The 21,857-nt window shown below is 72.5% G+C and carries 19 protein-coding genes; 8 read left to right on the top strand and 11 right to left on the bottom strand.

All coding sequences use genetic code 11. The features are described from left to right. Positions 1-45 precede the first annotated feature (45 nt). From ACIP64_RS25990 to ACIP64_RS26025, 8 genes are all read right to left on the bottom strand, one after another. Positions 46-738: a nucleotidyl transferase AbiEii/AbiGii toxin family protein gene (locus tag ACIP64_RS25990; RefSeq protein ID WP_401591274.1), complete on the bottom strand. Its 693-nt coding sequence runs from the start codon at positions 736-738 to the stop codon at positions 46-48. 75 nt (positions 739-813) lie between these two features. Further along, on the bottom strand, positions 814-1,284 hold the full coding sequence (locus ACIP64_RS25995; protein ID WP_401591276.1) for a hypothetical protein: 471 nt from the start codon (positions 1,282-1,284) through the stop codon (positions 814-816). A gap of 144 nt (positions 1,285-1,428) precedes the next feature. Further along, positions 1,429-2,823: an NAD(P)/FAD-dependent oxidoreductase gene (locus ACIP64_RS26000; protein ID WP_401591279.1), complete on the bottom strand. Its 1,395-nt coding sequence runs from the start codon at positions 2,821-2,823 to the stop codon at positions 1,429-1,431. Between the two features lie 57 nt (positions 2,824-2,880). Next, positions 2,881-3,681, bottom strand: coding sequence for an ABC transporter permease (locus ACIP64_RS26005; RefSeq protein WP_401591282.1), 801 nt, complete (start codon positions 3,679-3,681; stop codon positions 2,881-2,883). Then, positions 3,681-4,616 (bottom strand): ABC transporter permease, encoded by a 936-nt coding sequence (locus ACIP64_RS26010; RefSeq protein WP_401591285.1) that lies wholly within the window; start codon positions 4,614-4,616, stop codon positions 3,681-3,683. The genes ACIP64_RS26005 and ACIP64_RS26010 overlap by 1 nt, the downstream gene beginning before the upstream one ends. Further along, positions 4,616-5,797: an ABC transporter ATP-binding protein gene (locus tag ACIP64_RS26015; RefSeq protein ID WP_401591289.1), complete on the bottom strand. Its 1,182-nt coding sequence runs from the start codon at positions 5,795-5,797 to the stop codon at positions 4,616-4,618. The genes ACIP64_RS26010 and ACIP64_RS26015 overlap by 1 nt, the downstream gene beginning before the upstream one ends. A 28-nt stretch (positions 5,798-5,825) precedes the next feature. Further along, complete coding sequence (locus ACIP64_RS26020) at positions 5,826-7,055, bottom strand: spermidine/putrescine ABC transporter substrate-binding protein (RefSeq protein ID WP_401591292.1); 1,230 nt, start codon at positions 7,053-7,055, stop codon at positions 5,826-5,828. Positions 7,056-7,139: 84 nt separating this feature from the next. After that, positions 7,140-8,657, bottom strand: coding sequence for a gamma-aminobutyraldehyde dehydrogenase (locus tag ACIP64_RS26025; protein ID WP_401591295.1), 1,518 nt, complete (start codon positions 8,655-8,657; stop codon positions 7,140-7,142). A gap of 325 nt (positions 8,658-8,982) precedes the next feature. Between ACIP64_RS26025 and ACIP64_RS26030 the strand changes: the two genes are divergently transcribed. Beyond that, on the top strand, positions 8,983-10,653 hold the full coding sequence (locus ACIP64_RS26030; RefSeq protein WP_401591298.1) for a PucR family transcriptional regulator: 1,671 nt from the start codon (positions 8,983-8,985) through the stop codon (positions 10,651-10,653). Between the two features lie 18 nt (positions 10,654-10,671). Here ACIP64_RS26030 and ACIP64_RS26035 read toward each other — a convergent pair whose 3' ends face one another. Then, on the bottom strand, positions 10,672-12,162 hold the full coding sequence (locus ACIP64_RS26035) for a hypothetical protein (RefSeq protein WP_401591301.1): 1,491 nt from the start codon (positions 12,160-12,162) through the stop codon (positions 10,672-10,674). Positions 12,163-12,275: 113 nt separating this feature from the next. Between ACIP64_RS26035 and ACIP64_RS26040 the strand changes: the two genes are divergently transcribed. Both ACIP64_RS26040 and ACIP64_RS26045 read left to right on the top strand, forming a co-directional pair. After that, on the top strand, positions 12,276-13,310 hold the full coding sequence (locus ACIP64_RS26040; protein ID WP_401591304.1) for an adenosine deaminase: 1,035 nt from the start codon (positions 12,276-12,278) through the stop codon (positions 13,308-13,310). Next, a complete protein-coding gene (locus ACIP64_RS26045; RefSeq protein WP_401591306.1) occupies positions 13,298-13,981 on the top strand; it encodes a glycerophosphodiester phosphodiesterase in 684 nt (227 codons plus the stop codon). Before ACIP64_RS26040 ends, ACIP64_RS26045 begins: the two co-directional genes overlap by 13 nt. A 27-nt stretch (positions 13,982-14,008) precedes the next feature. Here ACIP64_RS26045 and ACIP64_RS26050 read toward each other — a convergent pair whose 3' ends face one another. Both ACIP64_RS26050 and ACIP64_RS26055 read right to left on the bottom strand, forming a co-directional pair. Beyond that, positions 14,009-14,533, bottom strand: a complete 525-nt coding sequence (locus ACIP64_RS26050) for a hypothetical protein (RefSeq protein ID WP_401591309.1) — start codon at positions 14,531-14,533, stop codon at positions 14,009-14,011. An 81-nt stretch (positions 14,534-14,614) separates the two neighbouring features. Then, a complete protein-coding gene (locus ACIP64_RS26055) occupies positions 14,615-16,066 on the bottom strand; it encodes a gamma-aminobutyraldehyde dehydrogenase (RefSeq protein ID WP_401591312.1) in 1,452 nt (483 codons plus the stop codon). 162 nt (positions 16,067-16,228) lie between these two features. On the opposite strand from ACIP64_RS26055, the gene ACIP64_RS26060 reads away from it, so the two are divergent. The 5 genes from ACIP64_RS26060 to ACIP64_RS26080 all read left to right on the top strand — a co-directional run bounded on the left by ACIP64_RS26060 (position 16,229) and on the right by ACIP64_RS26080 (position 21,447). Next, a complete protein-coding gene (locus ACIP64_RS26060; protein ID WP_401591315.1) occupies positions 16,229-16,732 on the top strand; it encodes an Lrp/AsnC family transcriptional regulator in 504 nt (167 codons plus the stop codon). A gap of 2 nt (positions 16,733-16,734) precedes the next feature. Then, on the top strand, positions 16,735-18,096 hold the full coding sequence (locus ACIP64_RS26065) for an aspartate aminotransferase family protein (protein WP_360911247.1): 1,362 nt from the start codon (positions 16,735-16,737) through the stop codon (positions 18,094-18,096). 247 nt (positions 18,097-18,343) lie between these two features. Beyond that, entirely contained in the window at positions 18,344-19,069 is a 726-nt protein-coding gene (locus ACIP64_RS26070) for an ATP-binding cassette domain-containing protein (RefSeq protein ID WP_360911245.1), read from the top strand. Further along, on the top strand, positions 19,051-20,205 hold the full coding sequence (locus ACIP64_RS26075) for a hypothetical protein (protein ID WP_401591320.1): 1,155 nt from the start codon (positions 19,051-19,053) through the stop codon (positions 20,203-20,205). The genes ACIP64_RS26070 and ACIP64_RS26075 overlap by 19 nt, the downstream gene beginning before the upstream one ends. A 114-nt stretch (positions 20,206-20,319) precedes the next feature. Further along, positions 20,320-21,447, top strand: coding sequence for an LOG family protein (locus ACIP64_RS26080; RefSeq protein ID WP_401591322.1), 1,128 nt, complete (start codon positions 20,320-20,322; stop codon positions 21,445-21,447). Positions 21,448-21,857 lie beyond the last annotated feature (410 nt).

The raw sequence follows: 21,857 nt of genomic DNA on the forward strand, positions 1-21,857 counted from the left end.
GAGGCGGTTCCAAGCACCAAGGTGTCGGCGACCGCGGCGTTCGCTTTACATGTCGTACAGATCGTCGGGCCGCTCCATGCCCTCCATGAGGTCGAGCCGGATGTCCTGGGCCCAGGCGAAGGCCCAGCGCTTGAGTTCGGCGACCTCTGCGGCCTCCAGGCCGCGGGCGGCGTAGGCGCGGTCGTCGGCCCCGACCAGTTTGTCCAGGCGGTCGGCGAGCGCGCCGGGCTCGAAGTCCTCGTCGCGGCGCACCGCCATGGACAGCAGCTCCCCGGGGGCGAACCACGCGGCCATGGCCCGGACGTCGACGAGGTCGCCGGGCTGGGCCCGGTCGACGAGCGCGGCCACCTTCAGCGCGGCGCAGTCCTCCAGGGCGACGACCGGAACCGGCCGCGACAGCCCCAGGCCGATCGGGACCGGCGGGTGCGACAGCGGCTCCTTGGCGATGTGCACGGTGTACGCGAGCGATCCCGGCAGCGCCGCGGTGAACTGCGCGGACAGCGGGGTGCGGGGCAGGTCGGCGACCTCGTACCCGGCCGCGGTGCACGCGCCCTCCAGCGCCGCGGCGATCCGCCCGACGGAGGTGGAGCTGAAGGTCACCAGGTCCAGGTGGCGGGAGGGGGCGCCGCGCAGCCCGTGGGCGTGCACCGCGTGACCGCCGGCGAGCACCAGGCCGAGCTGCTCGCAGACGGGCAGCACGGTCTCCAGGAACGCGGCGTGGCCCGGCGCGAGCCCCACGTCAGGCCGCCGCCGTCGGGTGTCCGGAACGGATCATGGAACCAGTGTCGCGCACCGGGCCCGCGGCCCCCCGCCTCACTCCTCCGTGTCGCGGGGCCGGTGCACCGCGAGATGGGCGGCGGCCTCGTGCATGGCGAGTTCGAGGACGCCGGGGTCGGTGAGGTGGCCGGTGCCGTCCGGCGGGACGAGCCAGCGCACACCGCCGGTCGCCCGGCCCGGGTAGGGCACGACGATCCACGTGCCGTTGCCCGCGGTGCGCACGCCGGTGCCGATCCAGCGGGCGGCGGTGCCCGGCGGTACGAGGAAGCCCATGCGGGAGTCGCCGAAGTCGGCCAGGACGGGTCCGGTCCGGTCGACGAGCCGGGTCAGCACGTCGAGGGTGGGGTAGCCGAGCTCGCCGGTGAGGATGAGGACGTCCCAGAGCCGCCCGGCGGGCAGGAGCGTCACCCCGAGGGGGTTGCGCTCCCATTCCCACCGGGTGGTCTCGGGGTCGGGTGCCACGGAAACCAGCCATTCGACCGCGCCGCGCGCGCCGGTGCCGACCATGCCGGTTCCTCCGTTCCGTGTGTGTGTTCATGCCTGTCACACGGTGAGAGGGGCGCGGGGGCCGATCATTACGCGAGTTTTCGGATCTTTCGCCGGTGATTCCCGTCACAGGCCGCCGGGAGGGGCCCGCCGGGTGCTCCGGCCTCAGCTGTCGAAGCCGAGCCCGAGCCGGTCCATCGCTTTGAGCCACAGGTTGCGGCGGCCCGCGTTGCGGTCGGCGCGGCCCATCGACCACTTGGTCAGCCCGATCCCGGCCCAGGCCAGCGGCTCGGGCGGGAAGGGCATCGGCTTGCTGCGCACCATCTCCAGCGCCGTGCGCCCGGTGGTCTCCCCCGCCAGCAGGTCGAGCATCACGTCGGCGCCGAAGCGGGTCGCGCCGACGCCGAGGCCGGTGTAGCCGGCGGCGTAGGCCACCCGTCCGCCGTGGGCGGTGCCGAAGAAGGCCGAGAAGCGCGAGCAGGTGTCGATCGCGCCGCCCCAGGCATGGGTGAAGCGGACACCCTCCAGCTGGGGGAAGCAGCGGAAGAAGTGCCCGGCGAGCTTCAGGTAGGTCTCCGGGCGCTCGTCGCGCGCGGCGTCCAGGCGCCCGCCGTAGGGGTAGATGGCGTCGTAGCCGCCCCACAGGATGCGGTGGTCCGCCGTCAGCCGGAAGTAGTGGAACTGGTTGGCGCTGTCGCCGAGTCCCTGGCGCCGCTTCCAGCCGATCGCGCCGAGCTGGCCGGCGTTGAGCGGCTCGGTCATCAGGGCGTAGTCGTAGACCGGGACGACGTAGTGGCGTACGCGCTTGACCAGCGAGGGGAAGACGTTGGTGCCGAGCGCGACGTGCCGGGCGAAGATCCGTCCGTACGGGGTGCGGACGGCCATGCCCGAGCCGTTGCGGGCCAGTCCGGTGGCGCGGGTGTGCTCGTAGACCCGTACGCCCAGTTCCTCGCAGGCGCGTTTGAGGCCCCAGGCCAGTTTGGCGGGATGGAGCATGGCGACGCCGGTGCGGTCCCACAGGCCGCCGACGAAGGTGGGCGAGTCGACCTCGGCGCGCACCTGCTCGCGGTCGAGCACCTCCAGTTCGACGCCGTGCCGGGCCGCCTCCTCGGCGGCGGCGCGCAGGGCGTCGAACTGGTAGGGCTCGGTGGCCACGTCGATCTCGCCGGTCCGCTCGAAGTCGCAGTCGATGGCGTAGCGGGCGACCGCCTCCTCGATGCCGTCGAGGTTGCGGTTGCCGAGCTCGTGCAGTGCGGCGAACTCGCCCGGCCAGCGGGCGAGTCCGTTGGCCAGGCCGTGGGTGAGGCTGGCGGCGCAGAAGCCGCCGTTGCGGCCGGACGCCGCCCAGCCCACCTCCTTGCCCTCGACGAGGACGACATCGCGCCGCGGGTCGCGCTCCTTGGCCAGCAGCGCGGTCCACAGCCCGGTGTAGCCGCCGCCGACCACCAGCAGGTCGCAGTGCTCGTCGCCGACGAGCGCGGATCCGGCCCGCGGCCTGCCGGGGTCCTCCAGCCAGTACGGTGTCGGCTGCGCGTCGGCGAGCGAACGGGCTGGATCCATGGGTTCTCACACCTTTGGGGATGCGGGGGGTCGGGGCCGACACATGTCGTGTCCGGCCTACGTATGGGCCTTCCTGCGGCGCCCCAGCAGCTGTCCGGCGACCACGCAGAGCACGGCCACCACGAACATCAGCGTGCCGATGACGTTGACCTGGACGGGCAGTCCCTTCTGGGCGGCGCCCCAGACGAACATCGGGAAAGTCACCGTGGTGGGGCCCGCGTTGAACTGCGTGATGATGAAGTCGTCGATGGAGATGGCGAAGCTCAGCAGGGCGCCGGCCGCGATGCCGGGCGCGGCGATCGGGAAGGTGATCCGCCAGAACGTGGACCACGGTGTGGCGTACAGGTCCTGGGCGGCCTGCTCCAGCCGGGGGTCCATGCTCATCACGCGCGCCTTGACCGCCGTCACCACGAAGCTGAGGCAGAACATGATGTGCGCGATGAGGATGGTCCAGAAGCCGAACTGGATGCGCATGTTGAGGAAGAGGGTGCCGAGCGAGGCACCCATGACGATCTCGGGCATCGCCATCGGCAGCCAGATCAGCCCGGTGACCGGCGCGCGGCCGCGGAAGCGGTGGCGGGCGAGCGCGAAGGCGACCATGGTGCCCAGCACGGTGGCGCCGATCGTGGCGAGGACGGCGATCTCCAGGGACAGCGACACCGAGTCGCACATGTCGCCGACGCCGCAGGGGTTCTGCCAGGCGTCGAGCGAGAAGTGGTTCCAGGAGTAGTTGAAGCGGCCCTTGGGCTGGTTGAAGGAGAAGATCAGGACGATGACGTTGGGGAGCGTCATGTACGCCAGGGCGGCGACGCCGGCGAAGACGACCAGGTGGCGGCGCACCCAGGTGAGAACGGGCATCAGACCAGCTCCTCCGTTCCCGCCTTGCGGATGTACACCGAGACGATCACCAGGATCACGGCCATGAGCATGAACGACAGCGCGGCGGCCGTCGGGTAGTCGAGCACCGTCAGGAACTTCGACTGGATGACGTTGCCGATCATCTGCTCGCTGGGGCTGCCGAGCAGTTCGGCGTTGATGTAGTCGCCCGAGGCCGGGATGAAGGTGAGCAGCGTGCCGGCCACGACGCCGGGCAGCGAGATCGGGAACGTCACCTTGCGGAAGGTGGTGAACGGGCGGGCGTACAGGTCGCCGGCCGCTTCGTGCAGCCGCGGGTCGATGCGTTCGAGCGAGGTGTACAGCGGAAGGATCATGAAGGGCAGGAAGTTGTAGGTCAGTCCGCACACCACCGCCAGCGGCGTGGCGAGCACGCGGTCGTCGGCGGTGAGGCCGAGCGCGGCGGTCGCGTTGAGTATGTGCAGCTTGTCCAGCACCGAGACCACGACGCCGTCGTCGGCCAGGATCGTCTTCCAGGCCAGGGTCCGGATCAGGAAGCTGGTGAAGAACGGCGCGATGACCATCACCAGCAGCACATTGCGCCAGCGGCCGGCCTTGAAGGCGATGGTGTACGCGAGCGGGTAGCCGACGGCCAGGCACAGCACGGTGGCGATGCCCGCGTAGACCAGCGACCGCAGGTAGAAGACGTCGTACTCCTGGAAGGCGTCCCAGTAGGTCGCGAAGTGCCAGGTGACGCGGTAGCCGGTCTCCAGTGAACCGGTCTGCACGGAGGTCGAGGCCTGGTAGACCATCGGGGCCACGAAGAAGACCAGCAGCCACAGGATGCCGGGCAGCAGCAGCCAGTACGGGACGAGTTTGCGGCGTCCGGCGGCCGCGGCGGGGGGTGCCGGCGGGAGCTGCGCGGGCGCGCCCGCGGGTGCCGGGGAGAGGGCGGCCATTACGCGCTGACCTCCCCCGCCTCGATGTCCTGGGCGGCGTCGAGGCCGAAGGTGTGGGCCGGGCTCCAGTGCAGGACGACGTCGGCGCCGGGCACCAGGCGGCCGTCGCGCTCCACGTTCTGCGCGAAGACGGCGAGTTCGGGGCACCAGGGGCTGTTGACGACGTACTGCGTGGAGACCCCGATGAAGCTCGCGTCCACGATCCGGCCGGTCATGGAGTTGCGTCCGGAGGGGATGCCCTCGGCGTCGTCGGCGTGCACGATGGTGATCTTCTCGGGCCGCACCCCGGCGAGGACCTTGTCGCCGGACTGCGCGCTCCTGGCGGCGCAGCGCGCGGCGGGCATGACCAGCCGCCGGTCGCCGACGCTGAGCAGCAGGTCGTCGCCACTGGTGCCGGAGATCTGGGCCTCGATCAGATTGGACTGGCCGAGGAAGTTCGCGACGAAGGTGGTACGCGGGTTCTCGTACAGGTCGGTGGGGGCGCCGAGTTGCTCGATGCGGCCGGCGTTCATCACCGCGATGGTGTCGGCCATGGTCATGGCCTCTTCCTGGTCGTGCGTGACGTGCACGAAGGTGATGCCGACGTCGGTCTGGATGCGCTTGAGCTCCAGCTGCATCTGGCGCCGGAGCTTGAGGTCCAGGGCGCCCAGCGGCTCGTCGAGCAGCAGCACCTTGGGGTGGTTGATCAGGGCGCGGGCGACGGCGACGCGCTGCTGCTGGCCGCCGGAGAGCTGGTGCGGCTTGCGGCGGGCGAGGTGGCCGAGCTCGACCAGGTCGAGCATGGACTCGACCTGGCTCTTCACGGACTTGATGCCGCGGCGGCGCAGGCCGAAGGCGACGTTCTCGTGGATGTCCAGGTGCGGGAAGAGGGCGTAGTTCTGGAAGACGGTGTTGACCGGGCGCTTGTAGGGCGGCAGTGCGGTGACGTCCTGGTCCCCGATGCGGACGGTGCCGGAGGTCGGGTCCTCCAGTCCGGCGACCATGCGCAAGGTGGTGGTCTTGCCGCAGCCGGAGGCGCCCAGGAGGGCGAAGAAGGAGCCCTCGGGGATGGTCAGGTCGAGCGGGTGCACGGCGGTGAAGTCGCCGTAGGTCTTGCCGAGGCCGGTCAGTGTCACGGCGCCGCCGGCGGGGCCGCCGGGTCCGGCCGGCTTGTCGGTGGGCGATGCGGTCTGCTGGGTCATGTCGTCGAGTCCCTGTCTGCGTGGCCGGTCAGGCGCCGATGAGCTTGGCGAACTTGCCCTCGAAGGCGGTCTCCTCGTCGGCGGTGAGGGACCGGAAGGGATGGGCCTTCGCCTTCATCTCCGCGTTGGGAATGATCAGCGGGTTGTCGGCCACGTCCTTGTCGATCTTGAGCAGCTCCTCGTACACGCCGGCGCAGGGCGTGATGTAGTTGACCCATGCCGACAGTTCGGCGGCGATCGCGGGCCGGTAGTACCAGTCCATGAGCAGCTCGGCGTTCTTGCGGTGCTTGGAGCCCGCCGGGACCAGCATGTTGTCCGTCGAGTACAGGTAGCCGGCGTCGGGGATCACGAACTTGATCTCGGGGTTGTCGGCCTGGAGCTGGACCAGGTCACCGGCCCACGCCACGCAGGCCGCGATGTTCCCCGAGGCCAGGCCGTCGGTGTACTCGTTGCCGGTGAACTGGCGGATCTGCTTGCTGTCCACGGCCTTCTGGACCCGGGCGACGGCGGCGTCGAAGTCGTCGGCGGTGAAGGACTCCGGCTGCTTGCCGAGGTCGAGCAGCGTCATGCCGATGGTGTCGCGCATCTCGCTCAGCATCGCGACCCGGCCCTTGAGGGAGGGGTCGTCGAGCAGCTGGGAGATGCTGGCGACCTTCTTCCCCTTGGTGGCCTTCTCGTTGTACGCGATGACCGTCGCGATGCCCTGCCAGGGGTAGGAGTGGGCGCGCCCGGGGTCCCAGTCCGGGTTGCGGAAGCGCTGCTCCAGGTTGGTGAAGGCGTTCGGCAGGTACGTGGGGTCCAGCGGCTGCGCCCAGCCCAGCCGGATCATCCGGGCCGCCATCCAGTCGGTGAGGACGACCAGGTCGCGCCCGGTGGACTGGCCGGCCGCGAGCTGCGGCTTGATCTTGGCGAAGAACTCGACGTTGTCGGTGATGTCGTCGGTGTACTTGACCTTGATCCCGGTCTTCTTCTCGAAGGCCTCCAGGGTCGGCATGTGCTTCTCGTCGTCGCTCATGTCGATGTAGAGCTGCCAGTTGGAGAAGACCAGCGACTTGTCCTTGTCGGACAGGTCGTCGCTCTTCACTCCGCCCCGGTTGCCGGCGGCGGCCGGGATGCCGCACGCGGTCAGCGCCCCGGCGCCCGCGACACCGAGACCGGCGCCCAGCACCCGGCGCCGGCTGAGGGAGGCCCTCCCGCCGGCCAGGCTGCGTTCCCACGCGGTGCGTACGGGCTCGGACAGGCCCTCGAACATCTCCATGGCGGTGCTGCCTCCAGAGGCGGAATTGCGTGGGACGGACGGGCGTACGGGCCGGTGGGGGCGGTCCTGGGGCCGGCGGCGGGGTCAGCGGTCGCCGAAGACGGTACGGTGCCACTCCTTGCGGGCCACCGCGGTGTTGTCGTACATCACATGCTTGACCTGGGTGTACTCGTCGAAGGAGTACGCGGACATGTCCTTGCCGTAGCCGGAGGCCTTGGAGCCGCCGTGCGGCATCTCGCTGATGATCGGGATGTGGTCGTTCACCCAGACGCAGCCCGCCTTGATCTCGCGGGTGGCGCGTCCGGCGCGGAAGACGTCGCGGGTCCACGCGGACGCCGCCAGGCCGTAGGGCGAGTCGTTGGCCAGATCCAGACCCTCATCATCGCTGTCGAACGGCAGCACGACCAGTACCGGGCCGAAGATCTCCGACTGGACGATCTCGCTGTCCTGGGCGGCGCCGGTGATCAACGTGGGCCGGTAGAACGCGCCCGCCGCCGCGGGGGTCTCGCCGCCGGTGACGACCGTGGCGTAGGACCGGGCGCGGTCCACGAAGCCGGCGACGCGGTCGCGCTGGGCGTGCGAGATCAGCGGCCCGAGGTCGGTCGCGGCGTCGAAGGGGTCGCCCACGCGGATGCCGGCGAAGAGGTCGGCGACCCCGGCGACGAAGGCGTCGTACAGGGGCCGCTGCACATAGGCGCGGGTCGCCGCCGTGCAGTCCTGGCCGGTGTTGATCAGGGCGCCGGCGACGGCGCCGTGCACGGCGGCCTCCAGGTCGGCGTCGTCGAAGACGACGAAGGGCGCCTTGCCGCCGAGTTCCAGGTGCAGGCGCTTGACGGTGGCGGTCGCGATCTCGGCGACGCGCCTGCCGACGGCGGTGGAGCCGGTGAAGGACGTCATCGCGACGTCGGGGTGCCCGACCAGGTGCTCGCCCGCGGGCCGGCCGGCGCCGGTGACGATGTTGACCACGCCGTCCGGGATGCCGGCCTCGCCGGCCGCCTGCGCGAACATCAGCGAGGTCAGCGGCGTCAGTTCGGCGGGCTTGAGCACGATGGTGTTGCCCGCGGCGACGGCCGGGAGGATCTTCCAGGCGGCCATCTGCAGCGGGTAGTTCCACGGCGCGACGGACCCGACGACGCCGACCGGCTCGCGGCGCACATAGGACGTGTGGTCGCCGGAGTACTCGGCCGCGGCCCTGCCCTCCAGATGGCGGGCGGCCCCGGCGAAGAAGGCGGTGTTGTCGATCGTGCCGGGCACGTCGAACTCGGTGGTCAGCCGCAGCGGCTTGCCGCACTGCAGCGACTCCGCCCAGGCGAACTCCGCCGCCCGCTCCGCCAGTACGGCCGCCAAGCGGTGCAGGGCGTCGGAACGGGCCGCGGGGGTGGCGCCCGCCCAGCCGGGCAGGGCGGCCTTCGCGGCGGCGACGGCCGCGTCCACGTCGGCGGTGCCGGCCAGCGCATACTGGTGCACGGCCTTGCCGGTGGCGGGGTCGATCACGGTGTGGTCGTGGCCGGACGTGCCCGGGCGGAGTTCTCCGGCGATGTACTGGGCCCCCTCGGCGAACCGTTCCTGCACATCGAACGCGCCATGCGCACTGAGGGCCATCGTCTTCTCCTCGGATCCGCTCGGGCTGCGTGGCCAAAGCCTGGATTGGTGGACGATCCTGACAGAGTAGGCTCGCCCCAACAAGTGATTCCGTTGTTTCCTTTTGGTTACGCGACGAAATCTGTCTTCATCGGCGACCGCTGACGATCCGGTGGCGCCGCTGACGTGGACAATGCCGAACGCCGGCCGCGCCCGGCAACCGACACATCGCATGCCGTGCCCCGGCCGCCCTTACACCCTGCGGGCTACGGTGGCAGTGGCGCCCGCGGGCGCGCCTCCCCGTCAGCCCGCCGATCCTGTCCTTCCCTCCACCGGAGGTCGCACCGTGTTCCCCACCGTCGCCGAGGTCCTGCAGCTCGACGCGCTCCGGCGCGGGTCGCCGCAGGTCGTCGCGGGCGCCGACGGCCTCGGCCGGCCGGTGCGCTGGGTGCACGTCAGCGAACTCGCCGACATCGCCGGCATGCTGCACGGCGGCGAACTGGTGCTGACCACGGGCGTCATGCTCCCCGAGGACAAGGAACCGCTCGCCCGGTACATCGACGACCTCGCCGACGTCGGCGCCGCGGGCCTGGTCGTCGAACTCGGCCGCCGGTACGCCGACACCCTGCCGCGGCCGCTGGTGCGGGCCGCCGAGCGGCGCGGGCTGACACTCGTCGCGCTCCGCAACGAGGTGCGGTTCGTCGCCGTCACCGAAGCCGTGCACGCGCACGTCGTGGACGCCCAGCTCAGCGAGTTGCGGGCCTCCGAGGCGATCCACCAGACCTTCAACGAGCTGTCCGTGGAGGGCGCCGAGGCCGACGAGATCGTCCGCGAGGTCGCGCGCATCGCGGGCGCGCCCGTCGTCCTGGAGAACCTCTCCCACCAGGTGCTCGCCTTCGACCCGGCGGGCCACGACCCGCAGGCCCTGCTCGACGGCTGGGAGCGGCGCAGCCGCGGCGTCGCCCCGGCCGGGCGCACCGGCCACGACCCCCGCACCGGCTGGCTGGTCACCGGGGTCGGCGCCCGCGGCCGCGACTGGGGGCGGCTGGTCGTCGTGGGGGAACCGCTGCCGGACCCCGCGCCGGCGGCGGACCAGCGCCCGCACCCGCACACCGTGCTGCTGGAACGCGGCGCCGCCACCCTCGCCCTGAACCGCCTGCTGGAACGCGACCGCGAGTCGCTGGAACGCCAGACCCACCGCACGCTGCTGTCCGGAATCCTCACCCACGCCCTCACCGTCTCCGACGTCGCCCTGCGCGCCCGGGCGATCGGCGTGCCCCTGGAAGGGCGCCGCCTCGTCGGCGTCATGCTGCGGCTGCGCGGCGCGGGCGTCGCCGCGGCCCTGGAGGCGCAGGCCAGGTTGCGGGACTTCACCGAGACCGCCGGCCAGGCCGTGCGCGACCGGGGGCTGACCGCGCTCACCGGCACCCTCGACGACGGCGCGGTCGGCGTCCTGGTCTCCCTCGGCCCCGCCGACGACGAGCACAGCGCGCTGGAGGGCTTCGCCGCGGCCCTCACCCGGCTCACCGAGCCCGCCCCCGACGGCGGCCCGGCCTTCGTCATGGCCGCGGGCTCCTCCGTCGGATCGCTGCGCGACGCCCGCCGGACCCTGCTGGAGGCCGCCCAGGTCGCGGACGCCGCACTGCACGGCGCCCGGCAGGAGGGGGGCAGGACGGGCGGCGGACGCGCCTACTACCGGCTGCCCGACGTACGGCTGCGCGGACTGCTGCACCTGCTGCGCGACGACGCCCGCCTCCAGACGTACGTCGAGCGCGAACTCGGCCCGCTGCTGGCGCACGACGCCGAGCACGGCACGGACCTCGTGCGCATCCTCGCCGTCTACCTGGAGAGCGGCCGCAACAAGTCCGCGGCGGCGGACGCCGCGCACCTGTCACGGCCCTCCTTCTACGACCGGTTGCACCGCGTCGAGCGCGTCCTCGGCGTCGACCTGGACCAGGTGGAGTCCTGCCTGTCGCTGCACGTGGCGCTGCTCGCGCTGGAGGCGGTGCGGCGGTAGGCCGGCCGCGGCGGCAGGTCAGGGAAGCGGCAACTCCCAGTAGGTGTAGTCGTAGTCGTAGCCCGGGGCGATCTCGACCTGGAACCTGCCGTCCGGGTCGTCGTCGGGCACGATCACGGTGACGTCGGACGTCACCGTCGCGCCGGAACGCAGTTCGGAGGGCAGCCCGCGTCCCCGCGTGACGTCCTCCAGGGTGTCGTCGTCCTCCTCCTCGGCGTACGCGTTGGCCTCGGAGTCCTCCATGTCGGCGGTCTGGTCGCCGGTGTTCTCCACGGTCACGGTGAACGTCACCGCCGTACCGTCGGAGACCGCGTCCGCGGGCGCGCCGCCGGCCGCGTGGGCGGCGGACACCGTCACCACCACGCCGTCGTCGTACGTCACGGGGCTGCCGGCCGCCATCGGCGTGCCGTACGCGCCCTGGTCCGCGCTGATCAGCTCGTCGTCCATCGTGTCGAACCAGCCGCCGGCGATCCCGCCGACCACCAGCGCGATCATCGCTCCGGAGACCACCACGGACACGATGCCGAGGATCAGGCCGGTCAGCGCCTGGCCGCGGTTGGTCGCCTCGCCGCGGCGCACGATCCGCAGGCCGACGATGCCGAAGACGAGCGCCGCCAGCCCGAGGGGAAGGCCGAGGAACGCCCCGAAGCACGCGATGCCGAGGATCGACCCGATGATGCCGAGCACCATCGCGGTGACCCCGAACCCGTTGCGCGGGGCGGGCTGCCCCCAGGCCCCGTACGGGCCGCCGGGGTAGGCCGGGTGGCCCGGGTAGCCCGGGTAGTCGGCGTACCCCGGGTATCCGGGGTAGCCCGGGTACTGCCCCTGCGGCGGGACGGCTCCCCACGGGCCGTACGGGTACGGCTGCGTCGGAGCCTGCGGCGCGGGCGCGTCGGCGGGCACGGGCCGCTTCGTCATCTCCACGCCGGGCGCCTGCGGTATGGGCGGCGGCGCCCACGGATCCCCCGCCCCCTGCGCCTGCGCCGGTGCGGCGGCCAGGGGGTACCCCCACGGCCCCGACTGCGGCACGGCCGGCTGCCCGGCCCCGGGCACCGGCGGGGCCCACGGGTTGCCGACCTGTGCCGCTGCCTGCGGCTCCCCCGCACCGAACTCCCGCACGGGGACAGCCTCGACGGGACCGGCAGGCCGTCCGGCCCCGGGCACCGGCGGGGCCCACGGGTTGTCAGCCGGGGCCGGGGCCTGCGGCTCCGCCGCGCCGAACCCCTGCGCGGGAACGCCGTCGACCGCACCGGCGGGCGGCACGTTCTCGACGGCCGGGCCGACCGGCTCCGCCGCACCCAACTCACGCGTGGGAACGCCCTCGACCGGACCGGCGGGCGACACGCCCTCGGCCGCCGGGCCGACCGGCTCCGGTGCCGCCGGCTGCGGCTCCGCCGGGGAACGGCGGAAGGCCCGGGTGCGGTCGTCGGGGGTGTCGTCCGGCGGCGGGACGGGGGGCTGGGCGGGGGCGGCGTCGTGGGGCGCCGGGGTCTCGCGGTCGTCGGACATGCGGTGATCCTCCTGGCTACGTCGGGCAATGCTATGGCCTGCGAAGACTGCGGACCGCAACAATTTCGCGTCTACGATGGCCGTTGCCGCCGACCGCTCAGGAGGATCACCGCATGTCCGACACCGTGCCCGCCCTCGACGCCTTCATCGCGGGGCTGCCGAAGGCCGAACTCCACGTCCACCACGTGGGTTCCGCCTCGCCCCGCATCGTCGCCGAGCTGGCCGCGCGGCACCCGGATTCCAAGGTGCCCTCCGACCCCGCCGCACTCGCCGAGTACTTCAGCTTCCGTGACTTCGCCCACTTCATCGAGGTCTACCTGTCCGTCGTGGACCTGATCCGCGACGCGGAGGACGTGCGCCTGCTGACGTACGAGGTCGCCCGCGACATGGTGCGCCAGAACATCCGCTACGCCGAGCTGACGGTGACCCCGTACAGCTCGGTGCGGCGCGGCATCCCGGACCGGGCGTTCGTGGAGGCGATCGAGGACGCGCGCACGGCGGCCGAGAAGGAACTGGGCATCGTGCTGCGCTGGTGCTTCGACATCCCCGGTGAGGCCGGACTCGCCTCCGCGGAGGAGACCGCGCGGATCGCGACCGAACTGCGCCCGGAGGGCCTGGTGAGCTTCGGCCTGGGCGGTCCGGAGATCGGCGTGCCCCGCCCGCAGTTCAAGCCGTACTTCGACCGTGCCCGCGCGGCGGGCCTGCACAGCGTGCCGCACGCGGGCGAGACCACCGGCCCGCAGACGATCTGGGACGCGCTGAACGAGCTGGGCGCCGAGCGCATCGGCCACGGCACCAGCGCCACCCAGGACCCGCGGCTGCTGGAGCACCTGGCCGAGCACCGCATCCCGTTGGAGGTCTGCCCGACCTCCAACATCGCCACCCGCGCGGTGGCCGACCTCGACGAGCACCCGATCAAGCAGATGGTCGCGGCGGGCGTGCTCGTCACGGTCAACAGCGACGACCCGCCGATGTTCGGCACCGACCTCAACTCCGAGTACGCGGTCGCCGCCCGGCTGCTGGAGCTGGACGAGGCGGGCGTGGCCGCGCTGGCCCGGAACGCCGTCGAGGCGTCCTTCCTCGACGCCGGCGGCAAGGCGCGGCTGTCCGCCGAGATCGACGCGTACCTGGCCGGATGGCAGCGCTAGCCGTCGCCCATCGCGGCGACCCGTACCGCCACCGCGAGAACACCCTGCCCTCGCTGCGCAGCGCGCTGCGCGCGGGGGCGTACGCGGTGGAGATGGACGTGCGGGTGACCCGCGACGGCGTGCCGGTGCTGCTGCACGATCCCACCCTCACGCGGCTGTGGGGGGTGGACGCCGCTCTCGCCGGACTGCCCGCGGCCGCCCTGCCGCCGGGGATCCCGACGCTGTACGAGGCGCTGGGCGCGGTCGAGGGGTGCCGGGCGCTGGTCGACATGACGGTGCCGGAGTCGGCGCCCGCGGTCCTGGCCGCGGTGCGGGACGCGGGCGCGGAGGACCGGACGTACTACTGCGGCGAGGCCGCGGTGATGCTCGCCGTCCGGGACCGCGACCCGGCCGCGGAGATCGCGCTCACCTGGAAGACCGCCGCGCCGGTGCCCCCGCTGCTGCTCACGGAGTTGCGGCCGCGCTGGGTCAATCTGCGCTTCGGGCTGGTGCGCAGACCGCTGGTGGCGTGGGCGCGCGGCGAGGGCCTGCTGGTGGGCGCGTGGACGGCGGACCTGCGCCGTACGATGCGCCGGCTGGAGCGGCTCGGCGTGGACGCCGTCACCTCCAACCGCATCGAGGTGCTGCTCGACGAGCTCGGCGGCCGGCCGGACCCTGCCGCCCGCCGGTGACGGCGGGCGGGGCGTCCGGCCGGGTGCTCAGGCCGGGGCGCCCGCGCCCGACAGGGGCCCGGACGGCGCGGCGGGCACCGGAGGCATCGCCTCCAGCCGCTTGATCATGCGGCGCAGGATCAGCAGCGGGACGACACCGAAGACGCCGAACGCCATGTCGACCGGCATCCACCACAGCGGCAGGCCCCGCAGCGGGATGCAGATCGCCGCGAGCGGGACGACCCCGGCGCAGGCGATCATGGCCCACTCCACGATCCAGATGTTCCGCACCGCGTCGCGCCAGACGCCGTAGAAGGCGGTGGCGATCACCAAGTGGGCGAAGGCCAGCCAGTCGGTTCCGTAGAACAGGAACGGGTAGTGGGCGTCGGTGGCGTCCAGCCCCTCCCGCACCCGGGAGATCCAGTCGTCGGCGAAGCCGGGAAGGTCCCAGCCGTCCAGCCACCGCACCTCGTGGACGAGCGGGAACGCGGTCACGCCGCTCAGCACCAGGCACACCACGAAGACAACGAGCCATGCGCGTATGCGCTGTTCAAGAGATCTTCGATCCTCCATGGTCCGGAGCGTACGCGCACGTGCCGCGGCCCCGGACGCGGGGTCGCGCCGGGGCCGTGGCGGAGGCTGGTGCCGGTGGTGTCAGCCGTCGAGCGAGGTCATGACGTGCTTGACGCGGGTGTAGTCCTCGAAGCCGTAGGCGGAGAGGTCCTTGCCGTAGCCGGACTTCTTGAAGCCGCCGTGCGGCATCTCGGCGACGAGCGGGATGTGGGTGTTGATCCACACGCAGCCGAAGTCGAGGCGCTTGGACATGCGCATCGCGCGCGCGTGGTCCTTGGTCCACACCGAGGACGCCAGGGCGTACTCGACGCCGTTCGCCCACTCGACGGCCTGGTCCTCGTCGGTGAAGGACTGGACGGTGATGACCGGGCCGAAGACCTCGTTCTGGATGATCTCGTCGTCCTGCTTGAGGCCGGACACCACGGTCGGGGCGTAGAAGTAGCCCTTGTCGCCGACCCGGTGGCCGCCGGTCTCGACCTTGGCGTGCGCGGGCAGGCGCTCGATGAAGCCGGTGACCTGGGCGAGCTGGTTGGCGTTGTTGAGCGGGCCGTACAGCACGTCCTCGTCGTCCGGGGCGCCGGTCTTGGTGTCGGAGGCGGCCTTGGCGAGCTGGGCGACGAACTCGTCGTGGATGGACTCGTGCACCAGGACGCGGGTGGCGGCGGTGCAGTCCTGGCCGGCGTTGAAGTAGCCGGCGACGGAGATGTCCTCGACGGCCTTGGCGATGTCGGTGTCCTGGAAGACCACGACCGGTGCCTTGCCGCCCAGTTCCAGGTGGACCCGCTTGACGTCCTTGGCGGCGCTGGCGGCGACCTGCATGCCGGCCCGCACCGAGCCGGTGATGGAGGCCATCGCGGGCGTGGCGTGCTCGACCATCAGCCGGCCGGTGTCGCGGTCGCCGCAGACCACGTTGAAGATGCCCTGGGGCAGGTCCAGTTCGGCGAGGACGCCACCGATGATCCCCGCGATCAGCACGGTGGAGGCGGGCGTGGTGTCCGAGGGCTTCAGGACGACCGTGTTGCCCGCGGCGAGCGCCGGGGCGAACTTCCACACGGCCATCATCATCGGGTAGTTCCACGGCGCCACCTGGGCGCAGACGCCGACCGGCTCACGGCGGACGATGGAGGTCATCCCGTCCATGTACTCGCCGGCGGAACGGCCCTCCAGCATGCGGGCGGCGCCCGCGAAGAAGCGGATCTGGTCGACCATCGGCGGGATTTCCTCGCTCGCGGTCAGCCCGATCGGCTTGCCGGTGTTCTCGCTCTCGACGGCCACCAGCTCGTCCGCGCGCGCCTCGAAGGCGTCGGCGATCTTCAGCAGCGCCTTCTGGCGCTCGGAGGGCGTCTTGTCGCGCCAGACCGGGAAGGCGGCCGCGGCCGCCGCCATGGCGGCGTCGACGTCGGCGGCACCGGACAGCGGGGCGGTCGCGTAAGCCTCGCCGGTGACCGGGTTGACCACGTCCGTGGTGCGCCCGTCAGTGGCGTCGCGGAATTCTCCGTTGATGTAGTTGCGCAAGATACGGAGCTCGCTCACTGCACCTCTCCCTGTCCTGTCCGATGTGTGAGACGCCCCCAGAGTACCCACAGCACTGCGGTATTCGACATAGCCGAAACTCCGCGACAATGGATTCCGTGAGTTTGAGGCCTCAAAACTGCGGATTTCATTGATTGGGGCTTGCGCGACTGCTGACCTCTCATGCACAGTGTGTCCGTGGCCACTCGTACTCCGGATCCCAGGGGCGCCAACGGCACCTTTGTGATCGACTCCGTCTCCAAGGCGATCATCGAGCAGCTCCAGGAGGACGGCAGGCGTCCGTACGCCGCCATCGGCAAGGCCGTGGGCCTGTCCGAGGCGGCCGTGCGCCAGCGCGTCCAGAAGCTGCTCGACCAGGGCGTCATGCAGATCGTCGCCGTCACCGACCCGCTCACCGTGGGATTCCGGCGGCAGGCCATGGTCGGCATCACCGTCGACGGCGACATCGACCCCGTCGCCGACGCGCTCGCCGCGATGACGGAGGTCGAGTACGTCGTCGTCACCGCGGGCTCCTTCGATCTGCTGATCGAGATCGTCTGCGAGGACGACGACCACCTCCTGGAGACGATCAACAAGCGAATCCGCACGCTGCCCGGCGTGCGGTCCACCGAGAGCTTCGTCTACCTCAAGCTCCGGAAGCAGACCTACACCTGGGGAACCAGATAGTCATGAGCGCGGACCATTCAAAGACCGCGTACGACCACCTGTGGATGCATTTCACCCGCATGTCGTCGTACGAGAACGCCCCTGTGCCGACCATCGTGCGCGGCGAGGGCACGTACATCTACGACGACAAGGGCAAGCGGTACATCGACGGCCTCGCGGGCCTCTTTGTGGTCAACGCCGGCCACGGACGGGTCGAGCTCGCCGAGACGGCCTACAAGCAGGCGCAGGAACTCGCCTTCTTCCCGGTGTGGAGCTACGCCCACCCCAAGGCCGTGGAGCTCGCCGAACGACTCGCGGACTACGCCCCCGGCGACCTGAACAAGGTCTTCTTCACCACCGGCGGCGGCGAGGCGGTCGAGACCGCGTGGAAGCTGGCCAAGCAGTACTTCAAGCTCAAGGGCAAGCCGAGCAAGTACAAGGTCATCTCGCGCGCCGTCGCCTACCACGGCACCCCGCAGGGCGCCCTGTCCATCACGGGCCTCCCCGGCCTGCGGGCGCCCTTCGAGCCGCTGGTCCCCGGCGCGTTCAAGGTGCCCAACACCAACATCTACCGCGCCCCGATCTTCGGCGACGACCCCGAGGCCTTCGGCCGCTGGGCGGCCGACCAGATCGAGCAGCAGATCCTCTTCGAGGGCCCCGACACCGTGGCGGCCGTCTTCCTGGAGCCGGTGCAGAACGCGGGCGGCTGCTTCCCGCCGCCGCCCGGCTACTTCCAGCGCGTGCGCGAGATCTGCGACCGCTACGACGTGCTGCTCGTCTCCGACGAGGTCATCTGCGCCTTCGGCCGGCTCGGCACCATGTTCGCCTGCGACAAGTTCGGCTACGTCCCGGACATGATCACCTGCGCCAAGGGCATGACCTCGGGCTACTCCCCCATCGGCGCCTGCGTCATCTCCGACCGCATCGCCGAGCCCTTCTACAAGGGCGGCAACACCTTCCTGCACGGCTACACCTTCGGCGGCCACCCCGTGTCGTCCGCGGTCGCCCTCGCCAACTTCGACATCTTCGAGCGCGAGCAGCTCAACCAGCACGTGCTCGACAACGAGGACGCCTTCCGCGCCACCCTGGAGCGGCTCCACGACCTGCCGATCGTCGGCGACGTCCGCGGCAACGGCTTCTTCTACGGCATCGAACTCGTGAAGGACAAGGTCACCAAGGAGACCTTCACCGACGAGGAGACCGAGCGCGTCCTGTACGGCTTCCTCAGCAAGGCGCTCTTCGAGAACGGCCTGTACTGCCGCGCCGACGACCGCGGCGACCCGGTCGTCCAGCTCGCGCCGCCGCTGATCGCCGACCAGTCGACGTTCGACGAGATCGAGGGCGTGCTGCGCACGGTGCTGACGGAGGCCTGGACCAAGCTCTGACGTCTTCTCAGGGCTCGGTTCGCCTCCGGGGCGCTCCAGCCGGTGTCGGGGGCACCCCCAGCCTGACGGCTGGGGGTGCCCCCGCCTTTCGGCACCGCCGGGCCCCTTCGGCCCACTCACCGGCGGCCGGCGTAGGCCGCACGGGTGGCCGCGTGCGGGAACAGCCCTCGGGAAGCGCGGCCCCGGGGGTCCTGGCGCGTAGCGTGCCCGCAGTGACCCGGACTCCCCGCGTTCGTTAGAGGCCAACGTGAACCCACCCGACAACGACGTGCTGTGGGCCCGCGGCCTGCGCCACACGCACGACCGCTCACCCGCCCTGCTCGGTGTGTCCCTGGGCGTGCGGGAGGGCGAGATCCTCGGCATCCTCGGCCCGCACGGCGCCGGGAAGACGACCCTGCTGCGCTGCCTGTCCGGCGAACTGCTGCCGGAGCAGGGCGAGGTGTGGTTCAACAGCGCACCCGTGCACACCCTGGGCAGCGCCGCACGCGAGCGGTTGCGCCGCGAGCGGTTCGGCTGGGTCGAGAGCACCCCGCAACTGCTGCCCGAGCTGACGGTCCGTGAGAACGCGGCGCTGCCGCTGCTGCTGGCCGGCATCCCCTACCGCACGGCCCGCACCGCCGCCCAGGACTGGCTGGACCGCCTCGACATCGGCGGCGCCGCCCGCAAGCGCCCCGGCCAGCTGCTGCAGGCCGAACGGCAGCGCGTCGCGATCGCCAGGGCCCTGGTCAACCGGCCGGCCGTGGTCTTCGCGGACGAGCCGACCGCCCCGCTGCACCGCGCCGACCGCTCCCAGGTGCTGCGCATGCTGACCAGCGCGGCGCGCTCGCACGGCATCACCGTCGTCCTGGCGTCCAACGAACCCGAGGTCGTCTCGCTCGCCGACCGGGTCATCACCCTTGTCGACGGGCGCCCCGTCGCGGGCATGCCGCAGCAGGACCGAGAGGGCGCCGACTCGTGCTCAGCCTCCGTGTAGCGCTCGGCTCGCGGCCGGCCGTCCTCGCCCGCCGGGCCCTTGTCGTCGCGGCGGCCGCCGGCACCGGCTTCCTGCTGCTCGCCACCTTGGGCCACGCCCTCGTCCACCCCGGGGACACCGGCCGCGGGCTGATCCGGCTCGCGTGGTGCGCCGTGCCGTTCGCCGCCACCGTCCACCTGTCGGTGTTCGTCGCGCGCACCGAGCCCAGCGGGCGGCTGCACGCCGGCCTGTCCGCGGCCGGGCTCGGACGGCACGGGCTGCCGCTGCTGGGCGCGGCGAGCACCGCCCTCAGCACCGGGCTCGGGGTCCTGCTCGCGCTGCTGGCCTTCCTGCACCTGCGCGGCGACCTGCCCGGCTCCCCGCTGGGCGGCGCCCTCGCCGGGCCGCTGGGCGCGGACCGCCCGCTGCCGCTGGTGGGGGCGCTCACCCTGATCGCCCTGGTGCCGGTGGTCTGCGCCGTGGCGACCGCGTACTGCCTGCGGGCGGCGCGCACCGCGGCCACCGACGAGACGGTCGTGCGCACGCCGCCCACCGGACTGCCCTGGGGCGCGGCGCTCACCACGATCGGCCTCGCCGTCGAGATCACCGCCGCCCACGACGCGCGCCGGACCCCGGCGGGCACGCTCCTCCCGCTGCCGGGCGGACTCGGCGGGATCGCCCCGGCCGTGGCGGGCGGCTGGATCCTCATCGCCATCGGCCTGGTCCTGGCCATGCCGGGGCTGCTCCACGAGTGCGGCCGCCTGCTGGCCTCCTGCCGGCCGACCGCGCTGCGCCTGCTCGCCGGGCGCGCCCTTCAGGAGGAGGCCCCGCGCGTCGGCCGGCCGCTCGGTGTGCTGTGCGCCGTGTGCGCCGCCGGGCTCGCCACGACGGCCCGGCTCGACGCGGGTGTCCGGCCGCTGGGGCCGCTGACCGTCCTCGGCGCCACGCTCGTCGCCGTCGCGGCCGCCGCCACCGCTCTCACCGCGACGGTCGACGCCCGGCGGGCCCGGCGCCCCTCGACGTCGGCGCTGACCCGCCTCGGCGCCCCCGCCTCCCTGCTGCGTTCCGCCGCCACCCTGCGGACGACCACCGCGCTCGTCCTGGTGGCCCCGGTCACCTGGCTGGTCTCCCACCTCGGCACTCTCCCCCTGCCGTAGTGGGCCCCGGGCCCGGCACCGTCCGGGCCCCATTGGACCGGGGCGCCCGATTCCCCTCCTCGAACCGGGCGCCCCCATCCCCCGCCCCCGACCCGTCCGCGGGCGCTCGCTAGGGTGGCGGGCGTGCAACAGCCGCCCCGCGACACCGAGATCGAGACCCTGGACGAGTTCGACCGCGTCGCCGCGTCGGGCTCCCTGCGCGGACACCGCGTGCAGTCGGTCGATCTGACGACCCGTACCTTCGCCCTGCTCTCCGCGGACACCGCCGAGGCCGTGTTCCTCGGCTGCCCGATGGAGCCCGAGGCCGCCGCCCATGTGCGTTCCACCGGCGCCCTGGTCTTCCCGCCCGTGCCGGAGCTGCCCTTCGACCCGTACCGGGGCTCGCTCTACACCCCGGACGCCCTGTACGAGGGCCTGACCGGCCCCGACGGGTACGACGCGACGCCCGACGCGCACGCGTACCAGTGGTTCCTGCGCACCCGCGGCACGGGCGACATCTTCGCCTCGATGCTCCGCAGCATCCACGACGACGCCGTCTCCGACGCCTTCGACGAACTCCTCGCCGGATCCCGTGTCGTCGGCGTGATGGGCGGCCACGCCATGGCCCGCGGCACCGACGCCTACGCGGGCGCCGCCCGGCTCGGCAGGGCGCTGGCCCGCGAGGGCCTGACCGTGGCGACCGGCGGCGGTCCCGGCGCCATGGAGGCGGCCAACCTCGGCGCGTACGCGGCCCCCTTCGACGACGCGATGCTCAAGGACGCCCTGGACACCCTCGCCCAGGTCCCCTCCTTCCGGCCCTCCATCACCGACTGGGCCCGCGCGGTCTTCGCCGTGCGCGACCGCTACCCCGGAGGGGGCGTCTCCGTCGGCGTGCCGACCTGGTTCTACGGCCACGAGCCGCCGAACGCCTTCGCCGCGCACATCGCCAAGTACTTCGCCAACGCCACCCGCGAGGACGGCCTGCTGGCCCGCTGCACGGCGGGCGTGGTCTTCCTCCCGGGCGCGGCCGGCACCGTGCAGGAGATCTTCGACAACACCACGCCCAACTACTACGAGTCGAACGGCGTCCCGCGCCCCATGGTGCTGGTCGACGAGGAGCACTGGACGACCCGCCTCCCGGCCTGGCCGCTGCTCCAGGCCCTCGCCGAGGGCCGCAGCATGGCGCCGCGCATCGCCCTGGTGGACTCCATCGAGGACGCCCCGAGGGCGCTGGCCCGCCTCTCGGCGGACGGCAACCAGTAGGCCCGCGTCCCGGCCCCCGCGACGCGGGGGCCGGGGCCCTCTCCCGGGTGGGCGCGGCCGTACGGCGGCCGGCGGACGCCATCGAGCCGGGCCTGCCCGGTGAGAGCGGGCCGCCCGGCTTGCGCAAGGCGCTCACAGCCCTGCGGCGCCGGGCACGGGATCCCGACGGCCGGCGGCTCCGTACCGCCACCTCACGGCCCGAAGGGCACGCGCTCGGCCGCCGCCCAACGCACCGCTGCGGCGCCCGCTTCAACACGCCCGTCCCGCACGGCGAACCCGGCGCGCGGGCGCGAGCTGCGCCACCACATCAGGGCTGTCCGACGGGGCACGGCCCCAAGGACACGCGCTCGGCCACCCGCCGAACGCACCGATGCAACGCCCGCTTCAACACGTCCGTCCCGCACGGCGAA

The sequence above is a fragment of the Streptomyces sp. NPDC088733 genome (assembly GCF_044751185.1).
In the GTDB taxonomy this organism is placed as follows: domain Bacteria; phylum Actinomycetota; class Actinomycetes; order Streptomycetales; family Streptomycetaceae; genus Actinacidiphila.

Bases quoted from the DNA above. Each gene is read 5' to 3' on its own strand.
- ACIP64_RS25995 (WP_401591276.1), bottom strand. From the start codon at position 1,284: ATGGTCGGCACCGGCGCGCGCGGCGCGGTCGAATGGCTGGTTTCCGTG.
- ACIP64_RS26000 (WP_401591279.1), bottom strand. From the start codon at position 2,823: ATGGATCCAGCCCGTTCGCTCGCCGACGCGCAGCCGACACCGTACTGG.
- ACIP64_RS26005 (WP_401591282.1), bottom strand. From the start codon at position 3,681: ATGCCCGTTCTCACCTGGGTGCGCCGCCACCTGGTCGTCTTCGCCGGC.
- ACIP64_RS26010 (WP_401591285.1), bottom strand. From the start codon at position 4,616: ATGGCCGCCCTCTCCCCGGCACCCGCGGGCGCGCCCGCGCAGCTCCCG.
- ACIP64_RS26015 (WP_401591289.1), bottom strand. From the start codon at position 5,797: ATGACCCAGCAGACCGCATCGCCCACCGACAAGCCGGCCGGACCCGGC.
- ACIP64_RS26020 (WP_401591292.1), bottom strand. From the start codon at position 7,055: ATGGAGATGTTCGAGGGCCTGTCCGAGCCCGTACGCACCGCGTGGGAA.
- ACIP64_RS26025 (WP_401591295.1), bottom strand. From the start codon at position 8,657: ATGGCCCTCAGTGCGCATGGCGCGTTCGATGTGCAGGAACGGTTCGCC.
- ACIP64_RS26035 (WP_401591301.1), bottom strand. From the start codon at position 12,162: ATGTCCGACGACCGCGAGACCCCGGCGCCCCACGACGCCGCCCCCGCC.
- ACIP64_RS26040 (WP_401591304.1), top strand. From the start codon at position 12,276: ATGTCCGACACCGTGCCCGCCCTCGACGCCTTCATCGCGGGGCTGCCG.
- ACIP64_RS26045 (WP_401591306.1), top strand. From the start codon at position 13,298: ATGGCAGCGCTAGCCGTCGCCCATCGCGGCGACCCGTACCGCCACCGC.
- ACIP64_RS26050 (WP_401591309.1), bottom strand. From the start codon at position 14,533: ATGGAGGATCGAAGATCTCTTGAACAGCGCATACGCGCATGGCTCGTT.
- ACIP64_RS26060 (WP_401591315.1), top strand. From the start codon at position 16,229: ATGCACAGTGTGTCCGTGGCCACTCGTACTCCGGATCCCAGGGGCGCC.
- ACIP64_RS26065 (WP_360911247.1), top strand. From the start codon at position 16,735: ATGAGCGCGGACCATTCAAAGACCGCGTACGACCACCTGTGGATGCAT.